We start from the raw sequence: 16,123 nt of genomic DNA, 5'->3' as shown, positions 1-16,123 counted from the left end.
GGCGACCCGTGATCTTCACCGGCAAACCAGCCGGTATACGAAATCCATATTGTGCCCGGCCGTTTCGGTGCAGCGCTAGCGCACAGTCTTGCGATTCGCGTGCAACAGCGCGAGAAAGTGCTCGGCGGGCTTGCTCAAGGGACGGTCCTTGGGAACCAGGCTGCCGTAGGTCTCCAGCTTCTGCTTCATCCGGTAGGCGACGATGCGCAGCACGCCATGCTCGGCATCGCGTCGCGCCACCGTCTCCGGGATGACCGCCACCAGCAGCGACTGCCGGATCAGGTTGATCGACGTCAGGATGGAGCCGGTTTCCACCAGCCCCTTGGGCAATTGCGCGTGGTGGTCGCGGAACTCCCGCTCGATCACGTCGCGCATCGGGCTTCCCGTGGGCTGCAGGATCCATGGGTAGTCGAGCAGCTCCTCGAACTCGACACGCCGCTTGCGCGCGAGTGGATGCTCGTTCCCGACCACCACGGCCAGCGCTTCATCGTCGATCGCGCGAAAGGTGCACTCGATGCCGGGATGCCCGACGAGCCGGCCGATGACCAACTCCAGCACGCCCTCGCGCAGTTGCGCGAGCAGCCGGTCGCTGGTGTCGACGGCGACCTGGATCGACAGCAATGGAAACGCGGCCTTGAGCCCGACGATGGCATCGGTCAGGCGCCCGGGCGAGGCCGCCATGATGCTGCCGACCGAGAACTTGCCCGCGCTGCCTAGCCGCAGCTCGCCCAGTTCGCGATTCAGCGCCTCCATGCTGCCGCGGATGCTGCGGAAGTAGCCCGTCACACGCTCGCCCGCGGCATTGAGCTGGAGACCGCGGCCGACGCGCTCGAAAAGCGGCTGGCCCAATGCGTTCTCCAGTTCATGCAGCATCTTGGTGGCCGCGGGCTGCGTCATCCCCAACTGGCTTGCCGCACCCCGCAAGGTGCGCCGCTCCTCGATCGCGAGGATCAATGCGATCTGCCGCATGCGCAGGCGGTTGAGCAACTGGGGCGTGCTGTCCTGCCGGTCGATGGAGCCCACGATTGATTACCTCCGGCTATTGAACGATCAAGAGCTTTCAGTTTACGGCGATCAATTGCGTTCCTACCATCAGGACTCGCGATAGCCCGAAAAGCCCAAAAACAGCCTGGAGACAAACAGCATGAAGAATCTCGTACATGCCTTGATGGCGGCGACGCTGGCGCTTGGCGTCGGCAGTGCGCTGGCGCAGGAGTGGCCCGCCCGGCCCATCAAGATCATGGTGGGCTCCGCGCCCGGCGGCGGCACCGATGCCATGGCCCGGGCGGTGGCCGATCGGCTCGGCCCGCTGCTGAAGCAGCCGGTCGTGGTCGAGAACCGGCCCGGCGTTTCCAATACCCTGGCAGCCGATGCCACGGCCAAATCGACGGACGGCCACACCGTGGTGATGGGCGTCGTCACCGCGCACGCGATTGCGCCGCACCTGCTCAAGCTCAACTACGACAACAACCGCGACCTCGTGCCGGTGGCTTTCGTCGGTGCAGTGCCCAACGTGCTGGTGGTCAGCAACAGCGTGCCGGCGGATTCGGTGCAGGCCCTGGTCCAGCTGGCCAGGAAAGAGCCCGGCAAGCTCAACTACGCGACCAGCGGCGCCGGCAGCACGCAGCACATCGCGGCCGAGATGTTCAAGGATGCGACCGGCATCGACATCACCCACGTGCCCTACAAGGGCAGCGGGCCGGCTCTGGTCGACCTGATCGGCGGCCAGGTGCAGATGAGCTTCGACACCCTGCCTTCGGTGATCGGGCAGATCAAGAACAGCAAGATCCGCGCGCTCGCGGTCACCACCGCCAAGCGCAACCCGCAGTTGCCCAACGTGCCGACCCTCGCCGAAGCAGGCGTGCCGGGCATCGAGATGAGCGCCTGGTACGGCATCTACATGCCGGCCTCGACGCCGAAGGCGGTGCAGGACAAGGTGCACGACGCGGTCAACCAGGTCCTCGCCATGCCCGAGACCCGGACCCGGCTCGAAGCGGTCGGCGCCGAAATCACGCCGATGACGCAGGTGCAGTTCGCGCAGTTCCACGCTGCCGAGTTCAAGCGCTTCGGCGAAATCATCAAGAAGAACAACATCCGCCTGGATTGACATGAGCACACCCATCCTCCCCGTCGTCGCCGTCACGCTGGGCGACCCTGCTGGCATCGGCGCCGAACTCATCGCCCGCCTTCTCGCCAGATCCGAAGCCACTGCGCTGGCCAACGTGGTGCTCGTCGGAGACCGCTGGCTGTGGGACGAAGGACAGCGCATCGCCGGCACGTCTGTCGCGGTGGACGAAGTGCAGTCCTTCGCCGAAGTGCGCGACCGGGCCGGCACGGCCCGCCCCGCCTTCCTGCCGGTCGACAGCATCGACCCGGCACTCGTGCACCGTGGCGTCGCCGAAGCGGCGGGCGGACGGTCGGTGCTCCAGGTGCTCGACCAGTGCATGGACGCGACGCTCGCCGGCGAGGTGGACGCCATCTGCTTCGCCCCCCTCAACAAGCAGGCCATGAAGATCGGCGGCATGCAGCACGAGGACGAGTTGCACCACTTCGCCGAGCACCTGGGCGTGACCGGCTACTTCTGCGAATTCAACACGCTGGGCGAACTCTGGACTTCGCGCATTTCCTCGCATGTGCCGATGAAGGACGTGGCGAGCTACCTGAGCGTGGAGCGCATCGAGCAGGCGGCAGAACTCATCTACCGCTCGTTGCTGGCCAACGGCGTGCCGCAGCCGAAGGTCGCGATTGCCGCCTTCAACCCGCATGGCGGCGACGGCGGCGTGTGCGGGCGCGAGGAGATCGAGATCATCGGGCCCGCCGTCCGGAAGCTGCAGGCTCGCAGCTGGCCCACCGACGCGCCCTTCCACGGCCCCTTCCCGGCGGACACCATCTTCCTGAAGGCCCAGGCCGGCGACTACCAGGCGATCGTGACCATGTACCACGACCAGGGCCAGATCGCGATCAAGCTGCTGGGCTTCAGCCGCGGCGTCACGGTACAGGGCGGGCTGCCGATTCCGATCACGACGCCCGCGCACGGCACGGCCTACGACATCGCGGGCCAGGGCAAGGCCAGCGTCGAAGCGACCTGGCAAGCCTTCCGCATCGCGAGCCGCATGGGCGCCGCCCACCGCCTCGCCAGCCAGGCAACCGCCTGAACCCCTCCCCAACCATAGAGACACCATGAAGATCAAATCCGTCCGCGCCCGCGTCTTCCAGTGGAAAGGCAAGACCGTTCCGCCGCAGGGCAACTTCTGCTCCAACGCGATGGACCTGCTCTACTCGCCCGCGGAGACCATGAGCACCTTCCGCTTCCATTCGTGGACCGTGGTCGAGATCGAGACCGACGACGGCATCGTCGGGCTCGGCAACGTGGCGCTCGCGCCCACGATCGCCAAGGCCATCATCGACCAGTACCTCGCGCCGCTCGTGATCGGCCAGGACCCCTGGGACTACGAATACCTCTGGCAGCGCATGTACCGCGCCACCCACGCCTGGGGCCGCAAGGGCATCACGATGGCGGCGATCTCGGCGGTGGACCTCGCGATCTGGGACATCCTCGGCAAGTCGGTGAACAAGCCGGTGTTCAAGCTGCTGGGCGGGCGCACCAAGGAAAAGATCCCCTGCTACTACTCCAAGCTCTACCGCACCGACCTCAAGGCGATGCAGGACGAGGCGAAGAAGTACCTGGACCAGGGCTTCACCATGTTCAAGTCGCGCTTTGGTTATGGCCCGGCGCATGGCACCCAGGGCGTGTCGGAGAACCTCAAGGCGGTCGAAGCGATCCGCGAGGTCATCGGCTACGACAACGACCTGATGCTCGAGTGCTACATGGGCTGGAACGTCGAGTACGCCAAGCGCATCCTGCCCAAGCTCGAGAAGTTCCAGCCGCGCTGGGTCGAGGAGCCGGTGATCGCCGACGACATCGACGGCTATGCCGAGCTCAATGCCTTCACCAGCATTCCGATCTCGGGCGGCGAGCACGAGTTCTCGCTCTACGGGTTCAAGCAGCTGCTCGAACGCAAGGCGGTGAGCGTGGTGCAGTACGACACCAACCGCGTCGGCGGCATCACCGCAGCGCACAAGATCAACGCGCTGTGCGAGGCCTACTCGGTGCCCGTCATTCCGCACGCCGGCCAGATGCACAACTACCACCTGACGATGAGCACGCTGGCTTCGCCGATGGCCGAGTACTTCCCGATGTTCGACGTCGAAGTGGGCAACGAACTCTTCTATTACATCTTCGACGGCGAGCCGGTGGCAGAGAACGGCTTCCTGCAGCTCGACGACCACAAGCCCGGCCTCGGCCTCACGCTCAAGACCGAATTCCTCAAGGACTTCGACATCATCGAATAGGCGCGGCCATGAACACCCACCGACCCGCCCGCTACCAGGGGTTGTTCCCCGTCGTGCCGACGACCTTCACCGAGAGCGGCGAACTCGACCTCGACAGCCAGAAGCGCTGCGTCGACTTCATGATCGACGCCGGCTCCGACGGGCTGTGCATCCTGGCCAACTTTTCCGAGCAGTTCCTGCTGGCCGACGACGAACGCGAGGTGCTCACGCGCACGATCCTCGAACACGTGGCGGGCCGCGTGCCGGTGATCGTCACCACGACGCACTTCAGCAGCCGGGTGTGCGCCGAGCGCAGCCGCCGCGCACAGGACATGGGCGCCGCGATGCTGATGGTGATGCCGCCCTACCACGGCGCCACCTTCCGGGTGCCCGAGCCGCAGATCTACGAGTTCTACGCGCGGCTCTCGGATGCGGTCGGCATTCCCGTCATGGTCCAGGACGCGCCGGCCGCGGGCACGCCGCTGTCGCCCGCCTTTCTCGCGCGCATGGCGATGGAGATCGAGCACGTCGCCTATTTCAAGATCGAGACCGCGGGCGCCGCCGCCAAGCTGCGCGAACTCATCCGGCTCGGTGGCGATGCCATCGAAGGTCCGTGGGATGGCGAGGAAGCGATCACGCTGCTGCCCGATCTCGAAGCGGGTGCCACCGGCGCCATGACCGGCGGCGGCTTTCCGGACGGCATCCGTCCCATCCTCGATGCCTACCGCGCGGGCCGGCGCGATGAAGCCATTGCGGCCTACGAGCGCTGGCTGCCCCTGATCAACCTGGAGAACCGCCAGTGCGGACTCCTGGCGGCCAAGTCCTTGATGAAGGAAGGCGGCGTGATCGCCTGCGAGGCGCCGCGCCATCCGTTCCCGGCGATCCACCCCGCCAGCCGGTCGCTCCTGATCGAGACGGCGCGCAGGCTCGACGCGCAGGTATTGCACTGGGCTCGGTGAAATGGGTGGCGGGCGTCGGCAACGACGGCCTGTGACGGGCGAAAATACGCCAGGACAGTCCGCCCGGGAAGCCTCGGGTCGGTCGCTGTTCGACGATAGTCAGCGTCCAGAAAAGACTGGACGCCGGAAAGCCTCGCCCCAACTTGCTAAAGTTTGCCCCAGTCCGCAACCCCGTTCGCCATGCCGGCGGGTGACATTGCGTGTGTTCAACCCATCCCAAGGCTGCCATGACCGCCAAAAACTCCCAGATCATCTACACCCTCACCGACGAGGCTCCCCGCCTGGCGACCGCATCGCTCCTGCCCATCGTCAAGGCCTTCGCCGCACCGGCGGGCATCGACGTCACGACCAGCGACATCTCGGTGGCCGCCCGCATCCTGGGCCAGTTCGCCGAGGCGCTGCCTGAAGCGCAGCGCGTGCCCGACAACCTCGCCGAACTGGGCAAGCTGACGCTGCGCCCCGACGCCAACATCGTCAAGCTGCCCAACATCAGCGCCTCGGTGGCCCAGCTGAAGGCGGCCATCAAGGAACTGCAGGACAAGGGCTACAAGATTCCCGACTACCCCGAGAGCCCGAAGACGGACGAGGAAAAGGACATCCGCGCCCGCTACAACAAGTGCATCGGCAGCGCGGTGAACCCGGTGCTGCGCGAGGGCAACTCCGACCGCCGCGCGCCCAAGGCGGTGAAGGAATTCGCCCGCAAGAACCCGCACAGCATGGCCGAATGGAGCCAGGCGTCGCGCTCGCACGTCTCGCACATGCACCACGGCGACTTCTATCACGGCGAAAAGTCCATGACGCTGGACAAGGCCCGCGACGTGAAGATGGAACTCATCACCAAGAGCGGCAAGGCCATCGTGCTCAAGCCGAAGGTCTCCCTGCTGGAACGCGAGGTGGTCGACTCGATGTTCATGAGCAAGAAGGAACTGGTCGATTTCTACGAGCGGCAGATCCAGGACGCCCACAAGACCGGCGTGATGTTCTCGCTGCACGTGAAGGCCACCATGATGAAGGTGTCGCACCCCATCGTGTTCGGCCACTGCGTGAAGATCTTCTACCGCGAGGCCTTCGAGAAGCACGCCAAGCTGTTCGAGGAACTGGGCGTGAACGTCAACAACGGCATGGTCGACCTGTACAACAAGATCGCCGCCCTGCCGCAAAGCACGCAGGACGAGATCCGGCGCGACCTGCACGCCTGCCACGAGAACCGCCCCGAGCTGGCCATGGTGGATTCCGCCAAGGGCATCACCAACTTCCATTCGCCCAACGACGTGATCGTGGACGCCTCGATGCCCGCCATGATCCGCAACGGCGGCAAGATGTACGGCGCCGACGGCCGGCTGAAGGACGTGAAGGCCGTGATGCCCGAGAGCACCTTCGCCCGCATCTACCAGGAGATGATCAACTTCTGCAAGTGGCACGGCGCCTTCGACCCCAAGACGATGGGCACCGTGCCCAATGTCGGCCTCATGGCCCAGCAGGCCGAGGAATACGGCTCGCACGACAAGACCTTCGAGATCTCCGAGGACGGCGTGGCCAACATCACCGACCTCAACACCGGCGAAGTGCTGCTCAGCCAGAACGTGGAAGCCGGCGACATCTGGCGCATGTGCCAGGTCAAGGACGCCGCCATCCGCGACTGGGTCAAGCTCGCCGTCACGCGTGCGCGCAACTCCGGCATGCCGGTGGTGTTCTGGCTGGACGCCTACCGCCCGCATGAGGCGCAGCTCATCACCAAGGTCAAGATGTACCTGCACGAGCACAACACCGTCGGGCTGGACATCCAGATCATGAGCCAGGTGCGCGCCATGCGCTACACGCTGGAGCGCGTGGTTCGCGGGCTGGACACCATCAGCGCCACCGGCAACATCCTGCGCGACTACCTGACCGACCTGTTCCCCATCATGGAGCTGGGCACCTCGGCCAAGATGCTGTCCATCGTGCCCCTGATGGCCGGCGGCGGCATGTACGAGACGGGCGCCGGCGGTTCGGCACCCAAGCACGTGCAGCAACTGGTGGAGGAAAACCACCTGCGCTGGGATTCGCTGGGCGAGTTCCTCGCCCTGGCGGTGAGCCTGGAAGACCTGGGCATCAAGACCAGCAACACCAAGGCCAAGATCCTCGCCAAGACGCTCGACTCCGCCACGGGCAAGCTGCTGGACAACAACAAGGGCCCTTCGCCCAAGACCGGCCAGCTCGACAACCGGGGCAGCCACTTCTACCTGGCGCTCTACTGGGCCCAGGCCCTGGCCGAGCAGACCGAGGACAAGGAACTCGCCGCCCACTTCAGTCCGCTCGCCAAGGCGCTTGCCGCCAATGAGAAGAAGATCGTGGACGAACTGGCCGCGGTGCAGGGCAAGCCAGCCGACATCGGCGGCTACTACCAGCCGGATGCGGACAAGACCGATGCCGTGATGCGACCCAGCGCGACCTTGAACGCGGCCCTCGCGGCAGCGGTCGGCTGACAGGGGCCCCGGCCGCTCACTTCCGCACGGAAGTGAGCGGCATCATTCCTGGGCCTCCACGTAGTAGGTCTGGATCGGCTCCGCCTTGCCCTTGACCATCGCCGGCGGCATGGCCCGCAGGCGAAACTGGCCATCGAGCGTGCGGCGAATGTCCTCCGTGACGAGCAGATCGACTTCGTACTTGCTCGTCAGCCCCTCGACCCGCGAGGCGACGTTGATCGGGTCGCCGGTCACGCTGAACTTCGACAGGCCGGCGGTGCCGATCACGCCGGCCACCACTTCCCCTCCATGGATGCCGATGCCGAAGCGCAGCTCTGGCAGGCCCTTGTCGCGCAAGCTTGCGTTGTAGCGCGCGAGCTCCGCGCGCATTTCCAGTGCGGCCATGACGGCGTCCCGCGCCTGCCAGGGGTTGGACTCCATCGCGCCGAACAGCGCCAGCAATCCGTCGCCCACGAACTCGGTGACGTGGCCGTGATGCTGGATGATCGCCGCCGTCATGTGGCGAAAGTAATCGTTCAGGATGCTCACCGTGACCGCCGGGTCGAGCCGGTCGCACAGCGCCGTGAAGCCGCGCAGGTCGGCAAACAACATCGTCACCTGGCGTCGCTCGGGCGTGAAGGCGTCGCCGGCGTGGGTGAGCCGCTCCACCACGTCAGCGGGCACGAAACGCTCGAACTGGCGTTGCAGCTGCTCCAGCTTGTCGTCGGCGGCCAGCAGCAGCTTCTCGAGCTGGTCGTTCTGGCGACGGCCGCGCAACACGAGCACGGCCAGCCCCGACAGGGCGACGGCGCCGATCACGACCAGGACCCAGGTGAGCGTCATCACTCCAGCAGCATGGCCAGCCGAACCGTTCCGTTCGCCAGCGATGCCACGCCGATGGCCTCCAGCAGCGCCGCGTCGCCCAGTTCGGCACCGAGGGCGCGCGTTCGTTGCTGGATCGACGCAGGCTCGTAGTAGACCGTGTCGCGCGTCCAGGCCAGGAGGCCGGCTTCGCGCTGCGCAAGGTGCGGGCTGCGAAGCGTCGCCATGGCGTTGTCGATGTCCTCCTGGCTCAGGCCGTCTTCGCGCAAGAGTCGGGTCGCCGCGGCTTCGCAATGCGGGCAGCCGAGCGTGCGCGCGACCACGGCGAACATCAGCGCCTTGGCGCGGCGGCTCAGCACCCGGGACTCGAATGCGCCGTCGAGCGCCGCCTTCATGACCCTGCCCGCCCCGAGGCCGGCCAAGGGCTCCAGCACCACGCCAAAGGGGCCCGCAGCCAAGTCCGCGCGATCCATCGGCAGCTGCACGGGCCTGCCCGGCGCGAACTTCTTGGTCAACGGCATCGCCAGCGCGAGCAACCAGCGAAACGGGCCACTGGCCATGCGTTCGAACTTCTGCTCGGGCGGACACGCCAGCAAGGTGCTGACGCGGTTGTAGAAGCATCCGAACGAGATCGCGAAGGCGATCTCGCCGATCTGCGCCGGGGTGTAGCCGCTCTTGAGCAAGGCGGCGCGCTCGGCCGCCGCCGGGCGTGGCCTCGATCGGGCCAGGCTGCGGCAGAAGGCGATATAGGCGCGCTCCTTGTCGTCCAACTCGGCCATCTGCGCGTCGCGTTCGACCTGCTGGATGAAGGATTCGGAATAACCCAGCACCTTCATGTAGGCCCGGTTCGCGCCATAGCAGTAGCGGCACGAGTTCTCCTGCGCCGTCACCATGCTGCCGATGCGGTGCAGCCGCTCCGGCAAGGCGCCGGGCGCGTAGTTCGTCGCCTGGTAGGCCGCCTCGCGCAGCCAGGGGCTGGGTGCGACCCGGCGGTCCACCTCCAGGACCGGGGCGCCACGGCGCTTGAGTTCGGCCTCCCACTGCGCATCGTGCGTCACCGGCAGGACCGGGTCGCTCCACTGGATTTCGCTCAGCAATACAGCCATTGGCACTCCAACCGAAACGGGACGCGGCGCGCTTCGCCGGCATTTGCACGTCGACCGCATTCTGCCTTCCATGGGGTCATGGGGTCGCTCCCGTGCCGGTGAGTCGACTGGCCTCGCCAAGTAGCACGAATCAAATCCGCGCACAAGGCGCATCTACGTGATGCCGCCAGGTTCGCCCGCGCATACGGTCTGGATCGTGGTTCTTTTTGGTAACTATTACAACGGAGGGTGCGATGAAGACTGTTGCGGTTTCTTCGGTTTCATTGGCGTGTGCGGTGCTCGTCTCCGCGTGCGGAGGGGGTGGAGGAGGCGGTTTTCCAGTGGGCGCCCTGGGAGGGGGCGGCACCACGCCTGCGACCACCACCAAGGTGGACGTCAAGGTCGTGGACGGTGCGATCTCCAACGCGGCGGTCTTCCTCGACCTGAACGAGAACGGCGCGCTGGACTCCGGCGAGCCGACCGCCAAGACCAATAGCGCAGGCGTGGCCACACTGGTCGTTCCGAATGACAGCGTCGGCAAGGCCCCTGTGGTGGCACTGGTGGGCACCGATGCCGTCGACGCGGACACCGGCCCGGTGCCGGTTGCCTTCAAACTGACGGCGCCCAAGGACAGCACGGGGGTGGTCAGCCCGCTGACCACCATCGTCCAGCACATGGTCAAGCAGAACGGCATGTCGACGGCCGACGCGGCGGCAGCTGCGCAGGCGCAGGCTGGCCTGGCCGTCTCGATGCTGGCCGACTTCACCGCCGACTCGAGCGCCGGCGGCAAGGTGGCTGCCAGCGCAGCGAGACTGTTCGTGGTGTCGGTGCAGCAGTACACGAGCACGCTGTCACCGGCGGCCGGAACCCCTGACCTGGCTGGTGCGGCGATCACGCAGGCCGACATCGACAAGGCGATCACCCAGAAGGCGGTCGAATCCTTTCCGGCCCTGGTGGAAGTCGCAAAGAGCCCGGAAGTACAGGCGGCATGCGCCTCCCCGAGCGCCGACACCTGCAAGACCCAGGTCGCAGCGCGGGCGGCGGAGGTCAATGCGGAAAGCGGTCTGACGGCGAGTTCGCTTCCGCTGGTCATTGCCGCGGCGCGGGCACCCATCGAAAACCCAACGGCGGTGGCAGGGGCCACGCTGAGCTTCCTGAACTTCGGCGACGCGAGCAACTGGTACTACCGCGTGTTCATGGCCTCCGCTGCGGAGAACACGCCAGACGCCAACGGCAATACGCGCTATCGCTCCTATTCACGGGCGATGACGGCCGGAGTCTCCTATGAATGGGCCACAGGCGGCGCCTATTCGAGGCGAGACGACCAGCACTGGAACGGCAGCGCCTGGGTCGTCTGCCCACTCGGACTGCAAAACGTCCAGTCCGCTCGCGATGCGAATGGGCGCACCGCCAACAACAACTACTGCGACGGCCTCGAACTCAGTTCGTCACAGCGCTCCGAAGTCGACATCTCCGATCGCAAGATCGCGGACGTCGTCGCCGTGATCCAGGCAAGCCTTCCCAACTATGCAAGCTGGGGCTCGCCGCCGGCGGGATACACCGGCGGTGGAACGGCCAACTATGGTTCGGCGGTCTTTCCCGCCAAGTCGAAGCTGCTGGCCCAGAGCACGACGTCTGCGCAATCGGCCTACGCGTTCGATGTCACATCGCCGCTCATCGGGTACTCCGACCAGATTTCGGCCGGAGACGATGCGCGCGCCAACGCCGGCTCGGTCTGCCTGAGCGCGGAGGCGAATACATCACCGACCATCGCCGTCACCAGCATCGAGACCATGCTCGCGCGATTCAAGGGCACGCCTTGTGTCTACAGCCAAGGCTTCATCAACGGCGTTGCGGGGCCGGACCCCAATGAATGGTGGGGCAACAGCACGCTGAGCGTGGGCTTCATCGGGACTGCGCCGGTGCTTGCGAACCCGACGACCTACATGACCGGCAACACCTTCGTCAGGTTTGCCTTCACGGGCGGAAACGCGGTCACGTACTACACCTGTCCGCAACGACAGATCAACGGATCGCAACGCAATTGCACGACCGTTGGCACGGGGACGTACTCGGTCGCCACGCTAGGTGATGCCAGGGTGCTGACGCTTGCCAATCCGCCGGCAATCGCCGCGTCGTTCGACTACGAGCGCGTGATGGTGGAACGCGGTGGCCAGATCTTCTACGGCTACAAGTCCAAGCAGCGCACGACCTATACGACGCGCTTGAACCTGCCGGCGACCAACGCCTTGTTCATGCAACTCGGGATTCCGACTATCACGCCTTGATGGGCTCGCCCCGTCGACGTACTCCAACCCAAGGACGAGGGTCCGCCAGCCCCAGCCGGGGGCAGCCCCTGGCGGACTTTCTCGACACAGAACTCGATCGCCGCGTGCAGGCCACCATGGCCGCGGCCGATTCGATGCAAGCGGCTCGACAGACCTCATCTCGTCACGCCAGTAGCGGGCGGTCGGCAGGCGCTTCGCGTCAGAATGAGAACACCATGATCGTCCGCCCCCGCCCCCACTGGCTGCGCATGCTGTTTGTGTGGCGCGGCTCCGTGCTGCCCGTGATCGTGCCGCAGTTGCTGGCAACCACGGCCTTCGCGATCCTCGTGACGGTGCTGCACGGGCGCCTGTTCGCGTGGAAGATTCCGCTCAACTTCGTGCCCTTCTCGCTGATCGGCCTGACGCTCGCCATCTTCCTGGGCTTCCGCAACAGCACGAGCTATGCGCGCTATTGGGAGGCGCGCATGCTGTGGGGCACGCTGCTCAACGAGACGCGCACGCTGGTGCGGCAGGCGCTGACACTGGCCGATTCAGCGTCATCGGATGCGCCTGTGCTGACAGCACGCCTCATCGCTTTCGTCCATGCGCTGCGCCACCAGTTGCGCATGACGGACCCCACTGCAGACTTCGAACGATTGCTTTCGCCGGAGGAATGTTCCCGCTTGCAGGCGGCACGCTACAAGCCGGCGATGCTGCTGTTGATGGCGGGCGAATGGCTGCGCGATCGCCGCAACATGGGGCAGTTGTCACCGCCTCTTGCACAGGCCATGGAGTTGCCACTCGGCCGTCTCACCGAAGCCCTGGGCGGTTGCGAGCGCATCGCCAGCACGCCGATCCCGTTCACTTACGCCGTCATCATCCATCGCACGATCTACCTGTACTGCGTGCTGCTGCCCTTCGGGCTGGTCGATTCGATCGGTCCGATGACGCCGGTGATCGTCGCCTTCATCGCGTACACCTTCTTTGCGCTGGAGGCGCTGGGTGCGGAGATCGAGGAGCCTTTCGGCACCCAGCCGAACGACCTGGCGCTCGACGCGATGTCGGCCATGATCGAGGGGACGTTGCGGGAGATGATGGGTGAAACGCAATCGATGCCGGCGCAGGCCGGGACGACCGGGTTCATTCAGACCTGAGCCAGTCCCAAACCCGGTCGGGTGCCTCGACCATCACGTTGTGACCATTCGGCCCCAGATCATGGGCATCGGGATCGAGGGCACGCAGGTGCTCCATCGTCACCAGCGCATCGTTTCGTCCACGGCCCAGATGAACAGGGCAGCGGGCCAGGCCCATCAGTTCGGACAGCGGCGGCTTGCCCACGGCATTGGCGCGTGGATCCATCGCGAGGCGCCATCCATCCCCGTCGCGCTCGATCCCTCTCGCGACGACCGCCGACGACGCATCGACGATTCCGGCAAGGCCGGCAACCTTCAGGTATCGCTCCGACGCTTCTTCCTGCGTCGAGAAGCGCTTCGCGGGCTGGAATGCCAATGCCTGCATGCGACGGAGTTCATCGTCACTCCACTCGACCTTGATGCCGGCACCGAAGACCCGATGCGGAAAGAGACCGAACCAGCCCGTTGCCAGGGCCAGCGCGATCACGCCGCCGAGCGAATGTCCGAGAACCACGAGGCGGCCTTCGGGATGAACGTGCGGCACGGCGGCGCGTCCGACCGTTGCGGCGTACTGACCGATGGCATAGGTGTCCTGCCGGGCGGACTGGCCATGGCCGGGCAGGTCCAGGGCCAGCCAGCGGCCTCTCCAGCGCTTGCCGGCCTCGGCGCACATGGGCGACCAAACAGCCCCCGTCGCGCCCATTCCATGCAGCATCAGGAGAAGGTCTGCGCCTTCGCCGCCTTGTTCTATGTACATGTTCACTGTCTCCCGTCGCGGCTTCGATAGCGCGAGGTTAATTGACCGCCACGCCGCCCCTACCAGCGCGGCACCGGCTCATCCTTCAACTGCCTTCGCAACACCTCATAGTCCGGCACCACGCTCTCCACCGTCTCCCAGAACCGCGCACTGTGGTCCATCACGCGCAGATGGCTCAGCTCATGCGCGACCACGTAGTCGATCACCGACATCCGGAAATGCACCAGCCGCCAGTGCAAACGGATGGCGCCATCCACGCTCGCGCTGCCCCAGCGCGTCGATGCGTTCGACAGCGACAGCTTGTTCCACTTCACCCCCAGCCGCGGCGCGAAGTGATCGAGCCGTTCGATGAAGATGCGGCGCGCCTGCCGCATGAGCCAGGCTTGGGCGGCATCGCGGATCTGCGTCGGCGTGGCGTTGTTCGCGACCGCGAGGCGCAGCGTGTGCGGTCCGTCTCCCGTACCCGCGTCCAGTACCGCGCCAACGCCGTCGAAGGCATGGTGCGGATCAAGTTGCACGGTCACGTCCTGCCCCAGGAAGGGAAAGATGACGCCGTCCTTCCACTCGATGCGCGCGGCTTCGAGCCGCTCATGGCGCTGCTGCGTCTCAGCCAGCTTGCGCAGGATCCAGTCGGACTTTTCGAGCACGGCCGCATCGACGTCGCGCAGCGCCACCCAGCGCGGCGCACGCACCGACAGGCCATCGGCGCCGACGACGAAGCCGATGGTGCGGCGCTTGCCGCGCGTGAACTCGTAGGCCACGCGGGCATGGCCCAGCATCAATTCGCGCGAGGCGCGCGGGTGGACGAAGCTCGCGGGGCTCAGCGCGTCGCTGAGCGAGATCGGCGGCAGATGGCTGCCGGGCGCCGGAGGCTTTGGCGCTTCGGGCGGCCGGGCGACGGGCGGCGGCTCGACGGCTGCAGGAGCGTCGAAGAGATCGAGCGTGAACTGCAGCAGGCTGCGCATGTCGGGACGGAGGAAGTTCAGGCGGTGGTCGATGCCGTCGAGGCCGCAGGCGCATAGGCCTCGGGGTCGAGCCGGCGCATTTCGCTTTCGATCCAGGCCTCGACTTCGCGCATCAGTTCATCTGGGCGACGGCCGACGCTGGGGATGGCCGGGCCGATCGACACGTCGACCACGCCCGGTCGCTTGATGAAAGCCTTGCGGGGCCAAACCTTGGCCGAAGTGACCGCGACGGGAATGACGGGCACGCCGGTCTCGCATGCGAGCCGTGTGCCGCCGGTCTTGTATTGGCCCTGCTGTCCGCGCGGAATGCGCGTGCCTTCCGGGAACATGATGATCCAGATGCCTTGCTCCAGCAGCTTGCGGCCTTGCGCCACGACCTTGTTGAAGGCCTGAGTGCGCTGGCTGCGGTCGATGTGGATCATGTCGAGCCGCGCCATGGCCCAGCCGAAGAAGGGCACGTAGATCAGCTCCTTCTTGAACACGAAGGCCAGTGGATGCGGCATCAGCGTGGGCATCAGGAAGGTCTCGTAGGTCGACTGGTGCTTGACCAGGAGCACGGCACCGGCGAGCTTGTCGGTCGGCAGGTTCTCCATGCCGGTGACGCGGGCGCGGATGCCGAGCAGCACGCGCGCGCCGCCGATGGCCCAGCTGAGCCATTGCACGGCCATCCAGTACAGCGGAATGCCGCGTTTCCAGATGGAGCAGACGCACATGATGATCCCCCAGGGGATCACGGTGACGAGCATCCACAGCGCGTGGACGATGGAACGGATCAGTGACATCAGACGGCGACCTTCAGGGCAGCTTGCTCTTCTCGCTGGAGCAGGAAATCGACGAAGGCGGCAAGGTCCTCGTGCACGATGGTGTTGGGCGGGTATTCGGGCGGCAGCGGCACGCCACGGCAGGCAGCGCCCATGCCGGTGAGAAGCAGATGCGGCTCGCAGCCGGCGGCGGCGCCGGCCTGCAGGTCGCGCAGGCTGTCGCCGGCGGTCGGCACATGCGCCAGGTCGACGCCGTAGCGCTCGCCGATCTGGGTGAAGAGGCCCGGCCGGGGCTTGCGGCAGTCGCAGCCCTCGTCGGGGCTGTGCGGGCAATAGAACACGGCTTCGATGCGGCCTCCGACGGCGGCCAGCATCTTGTGCATCTTGGCGTGCATGGCGTTGAGCGACGCGACGTCGAACAGGCCGCGCCCCAGGCCCGACTGGTTCGATGCGATGACGACGTGCCAGCCGGCATGGTTGAGCCGCGCGACGGCCTCGAGCGCGCCAGGCAGCGGCGTCCATTCGAGGTCGCTCTTCACGAAGTCCTCGCGGTGCACGTTGAGGCTGCCGTTGCGGTCGAGGATGACGAGTTTCATGG

The 16,123-nt window shown here is 66.1% G+C and carries 14 protein-coding genes; 7 read left to right on the top strand and 7 right to left on the bottom strand.

Annotation, left to right across the window (positions count from 1 at the left end; all coding sequences use genetic code 11):
- Window positions 1–75: 75 nt before the first annotated feature.
- Entirely contained in the window at window positions 76–1,023 is a 948-nt protein-coding gene (locus QTH90_RS26180) for a LysR family transcriptional regulator (RefSeq protein ID WP_286667491.1), read from the bottom strand.
- Between the two features lie 121 nt (window positions 1,024–1,144).
- Between QTH90_RS26180 and QTH90_RS26175 the strand changes: the two genes are divergently transcribed.
- The 5 genes from QTH90_RS26175 (at window position 1,145) to QTH90_RS26155 (ending at window position 7,756) form a co-directional block, all read left to right on the top strand.
- Window positions 1,145–2,107 (top strand): Bug family tripartite tricarboxylate transporter substrate binding protein, encoded by a 963-nt coding sequence (locus QTH90_RS26175; protein ID WP_444814764.1) that lies wholly within the window; start codon window positions 1,145–1,147, stop codon window positions 2,105–2,107.
- Between the two features lies 1 nt (window position 2,108).
- Window positions 2,109–3,155: a 4-hydroxythreonine-4-phosphate dehydrogenase PdxA gene (locus tag QTH90_RS26170; RefSeq protein WP_286667490.1), complete on the top strand. Its 1,047-nt coding sequence runs from the start codon at window positions 2,109–2,111 to the stop codon at window positions 3,153–3,155.
- 25 nt (window positions 3,156–3,180) lie between these two features.
- Window positions 3,181–4,353 (top strand): L-rhamnonate dehydratase, encoded by a 1,173-nt coding sequence (locus QTH90_RS26165; RefSeq protein WP_286667489.1) that lies wholly within the window; start codon window positions 3,181–3,183, stop codon window positions 4,351–4,353.
- A gap of 8 nt (window positions 4,354–4,361) precedes the next feature.
- On the top strand, window positions 4,362–5,291 hold the full coding sequence (locus QTH90_RS26160; RefSeq protein ID WP_286667488.1) for a dihydrodipicolinate synthase family protein: 930 nt from the start codon (window positions 4,362–4,364) through the stop codon (window positions 5,289–5,291).
- A gap of 227 nt (window positions 5,292–5,518) precedes the next feature.
- Entirely contained in the window at window positions 5,519–7,756 is a 2,238-nt protein-coding gene (locus QTH90_RS26155; RefSeq protein ID WP_286667487.1) for an NADP-dependent isocitrate dehydrogenase, read from the top strand.
- 42 nt (window positions 7,757–7,798) lie between these two features.
- Here QTH90_RS26155 and QTH90_RS26150 read toward each other — a convergent pair whose 3' ends face one another.
- Complete coding sequence (locus tag QTH90_RS26150; protein ID WP_286667486.1) at window positions 7,799–8,578, bottom strand: adenylate/guanylate cyclase domain-containing protein; 780 nt, start codon at window positions 8,576–8,578, stop codon at window positions 7,799–7,801.
- A complete protein-coding gene (locus QTH90_RS26145) occupies window positions 8,578–9,663 on the bottom strand; it encodes a carboxymuconolactone decarboxylase family protein (protein WP_286667485.1) in 1,086 nt (361 codons plus the stop codon). The genes QTH90_RS26150 and QTH90_RS26145 overlap by 1 nt, the downstream gene beginning before the upstream one ends.
- 320 nt (window positions 9,664–9,983) lie before the next feature.
- Here QTH90_RS26145 and QTH90_RS26140 point away from each other — a divergent pair, with 320 nt between their 5' ends.
- The gene (locus QTH90_RS26140; protein ID WP_286667484.1) at window positions 9,984–11,930 is read left to right on the top strand and encodes a hypothetical protein; all 1,947 of its coding nucleotides are present in this window, start codon (window positions 9,984–9,986) and stop codon (window positions 11,928–11,930) included.
- A 215-nt stretch (window positions 11,931–12,145) separates the two neighbouring features.
- On the top strand, window positions 12,146–13,063 hold the full coding sequence (locus QTH90_RS26135) for a bestrophin family protein (RefSeq protein ID WP_286667483.1): 918 nt from the start codon (window positions 12,146–12,148) through the stop codon (window positions 13,061–13,063).
- On the opposite strand, the gene QTH90_RS26130 is transcribed toward QTH90_RS26135, so the two are convergent.
- The 4 genes from QTH90_RS26130 to gmhB are packed head-to-tail and all read right to left on the bottom strand — an operon-like array spanning window position 13,050 to window position 16,121.
- On the bottom strand, window positions 13,050–13,799 hold the full coding sequence (locus tag QTH90_RS26130; protein WP_286667482.1) for an alpha/beta fold hydrolase: 750 nt from the start codon (window positions 13,797–13,799) through the stop codon (window positions 13,050–13,052). The genes QTH90_RS26135 and QTH90_RS26130 overlap by 14 nt on opposite strands.
- Window positions 13,800–13,858: 59 nt before the next feature.
- Complete coding sequence (locus QTH90_RS26125) at window positions 13,859–14,764, bottom strand: M48 family metallopeptidase (RefSeq protein ID WP_286667481.1); 906 nt, start codon at window positions 14,762–14,764, stop codon at window positions 13,859–13,861.
- Between the two features lie 17 nt (window positions 14,765–14,781).
- Window positions 14,782–15,546: a lysophospholipid acyltransferase family protein gene (locus QTH90_RS26120; protein ID WP_286667480.1), complete on the bottom strand. Its 765-nt coding sequence runs from the start codon at window positions 15,544–15,546 to the stop codon at window positions 14,782–14,784.
- Window positions 15,546–16,121, bottom strand: coding sequence for a D-glycero-beta-D-manno-heptose 1,7-bisphosphate 7-phosphatase (gene gmhB / locus QTH90_RS26115; protein ID WP_286667479.1), 576 nt, complete (start codon window positions 16,119–16,121; stop codon window positions 15,546–15,548). Before gmhB ends, QTH90_RS26120 begins: the two co-directional genes overlap by 1 nt.
- Between the last annotated feature and the right edge of the window lie 2 nt (window positions 16,122–16,123).

It is taken from the genome of Variovorax flavidus, from assembly GCF_030317145.1.
GTDB lineage: Bacteria > Pseudomonadota > Gammaproteobacteria > Burkholderiales > Burkholderiaceae_C > Variovorax > Variovorax flavidus.
This window is presented reverse-complemented; position numbering and strand designations above follow the sequence as displayed.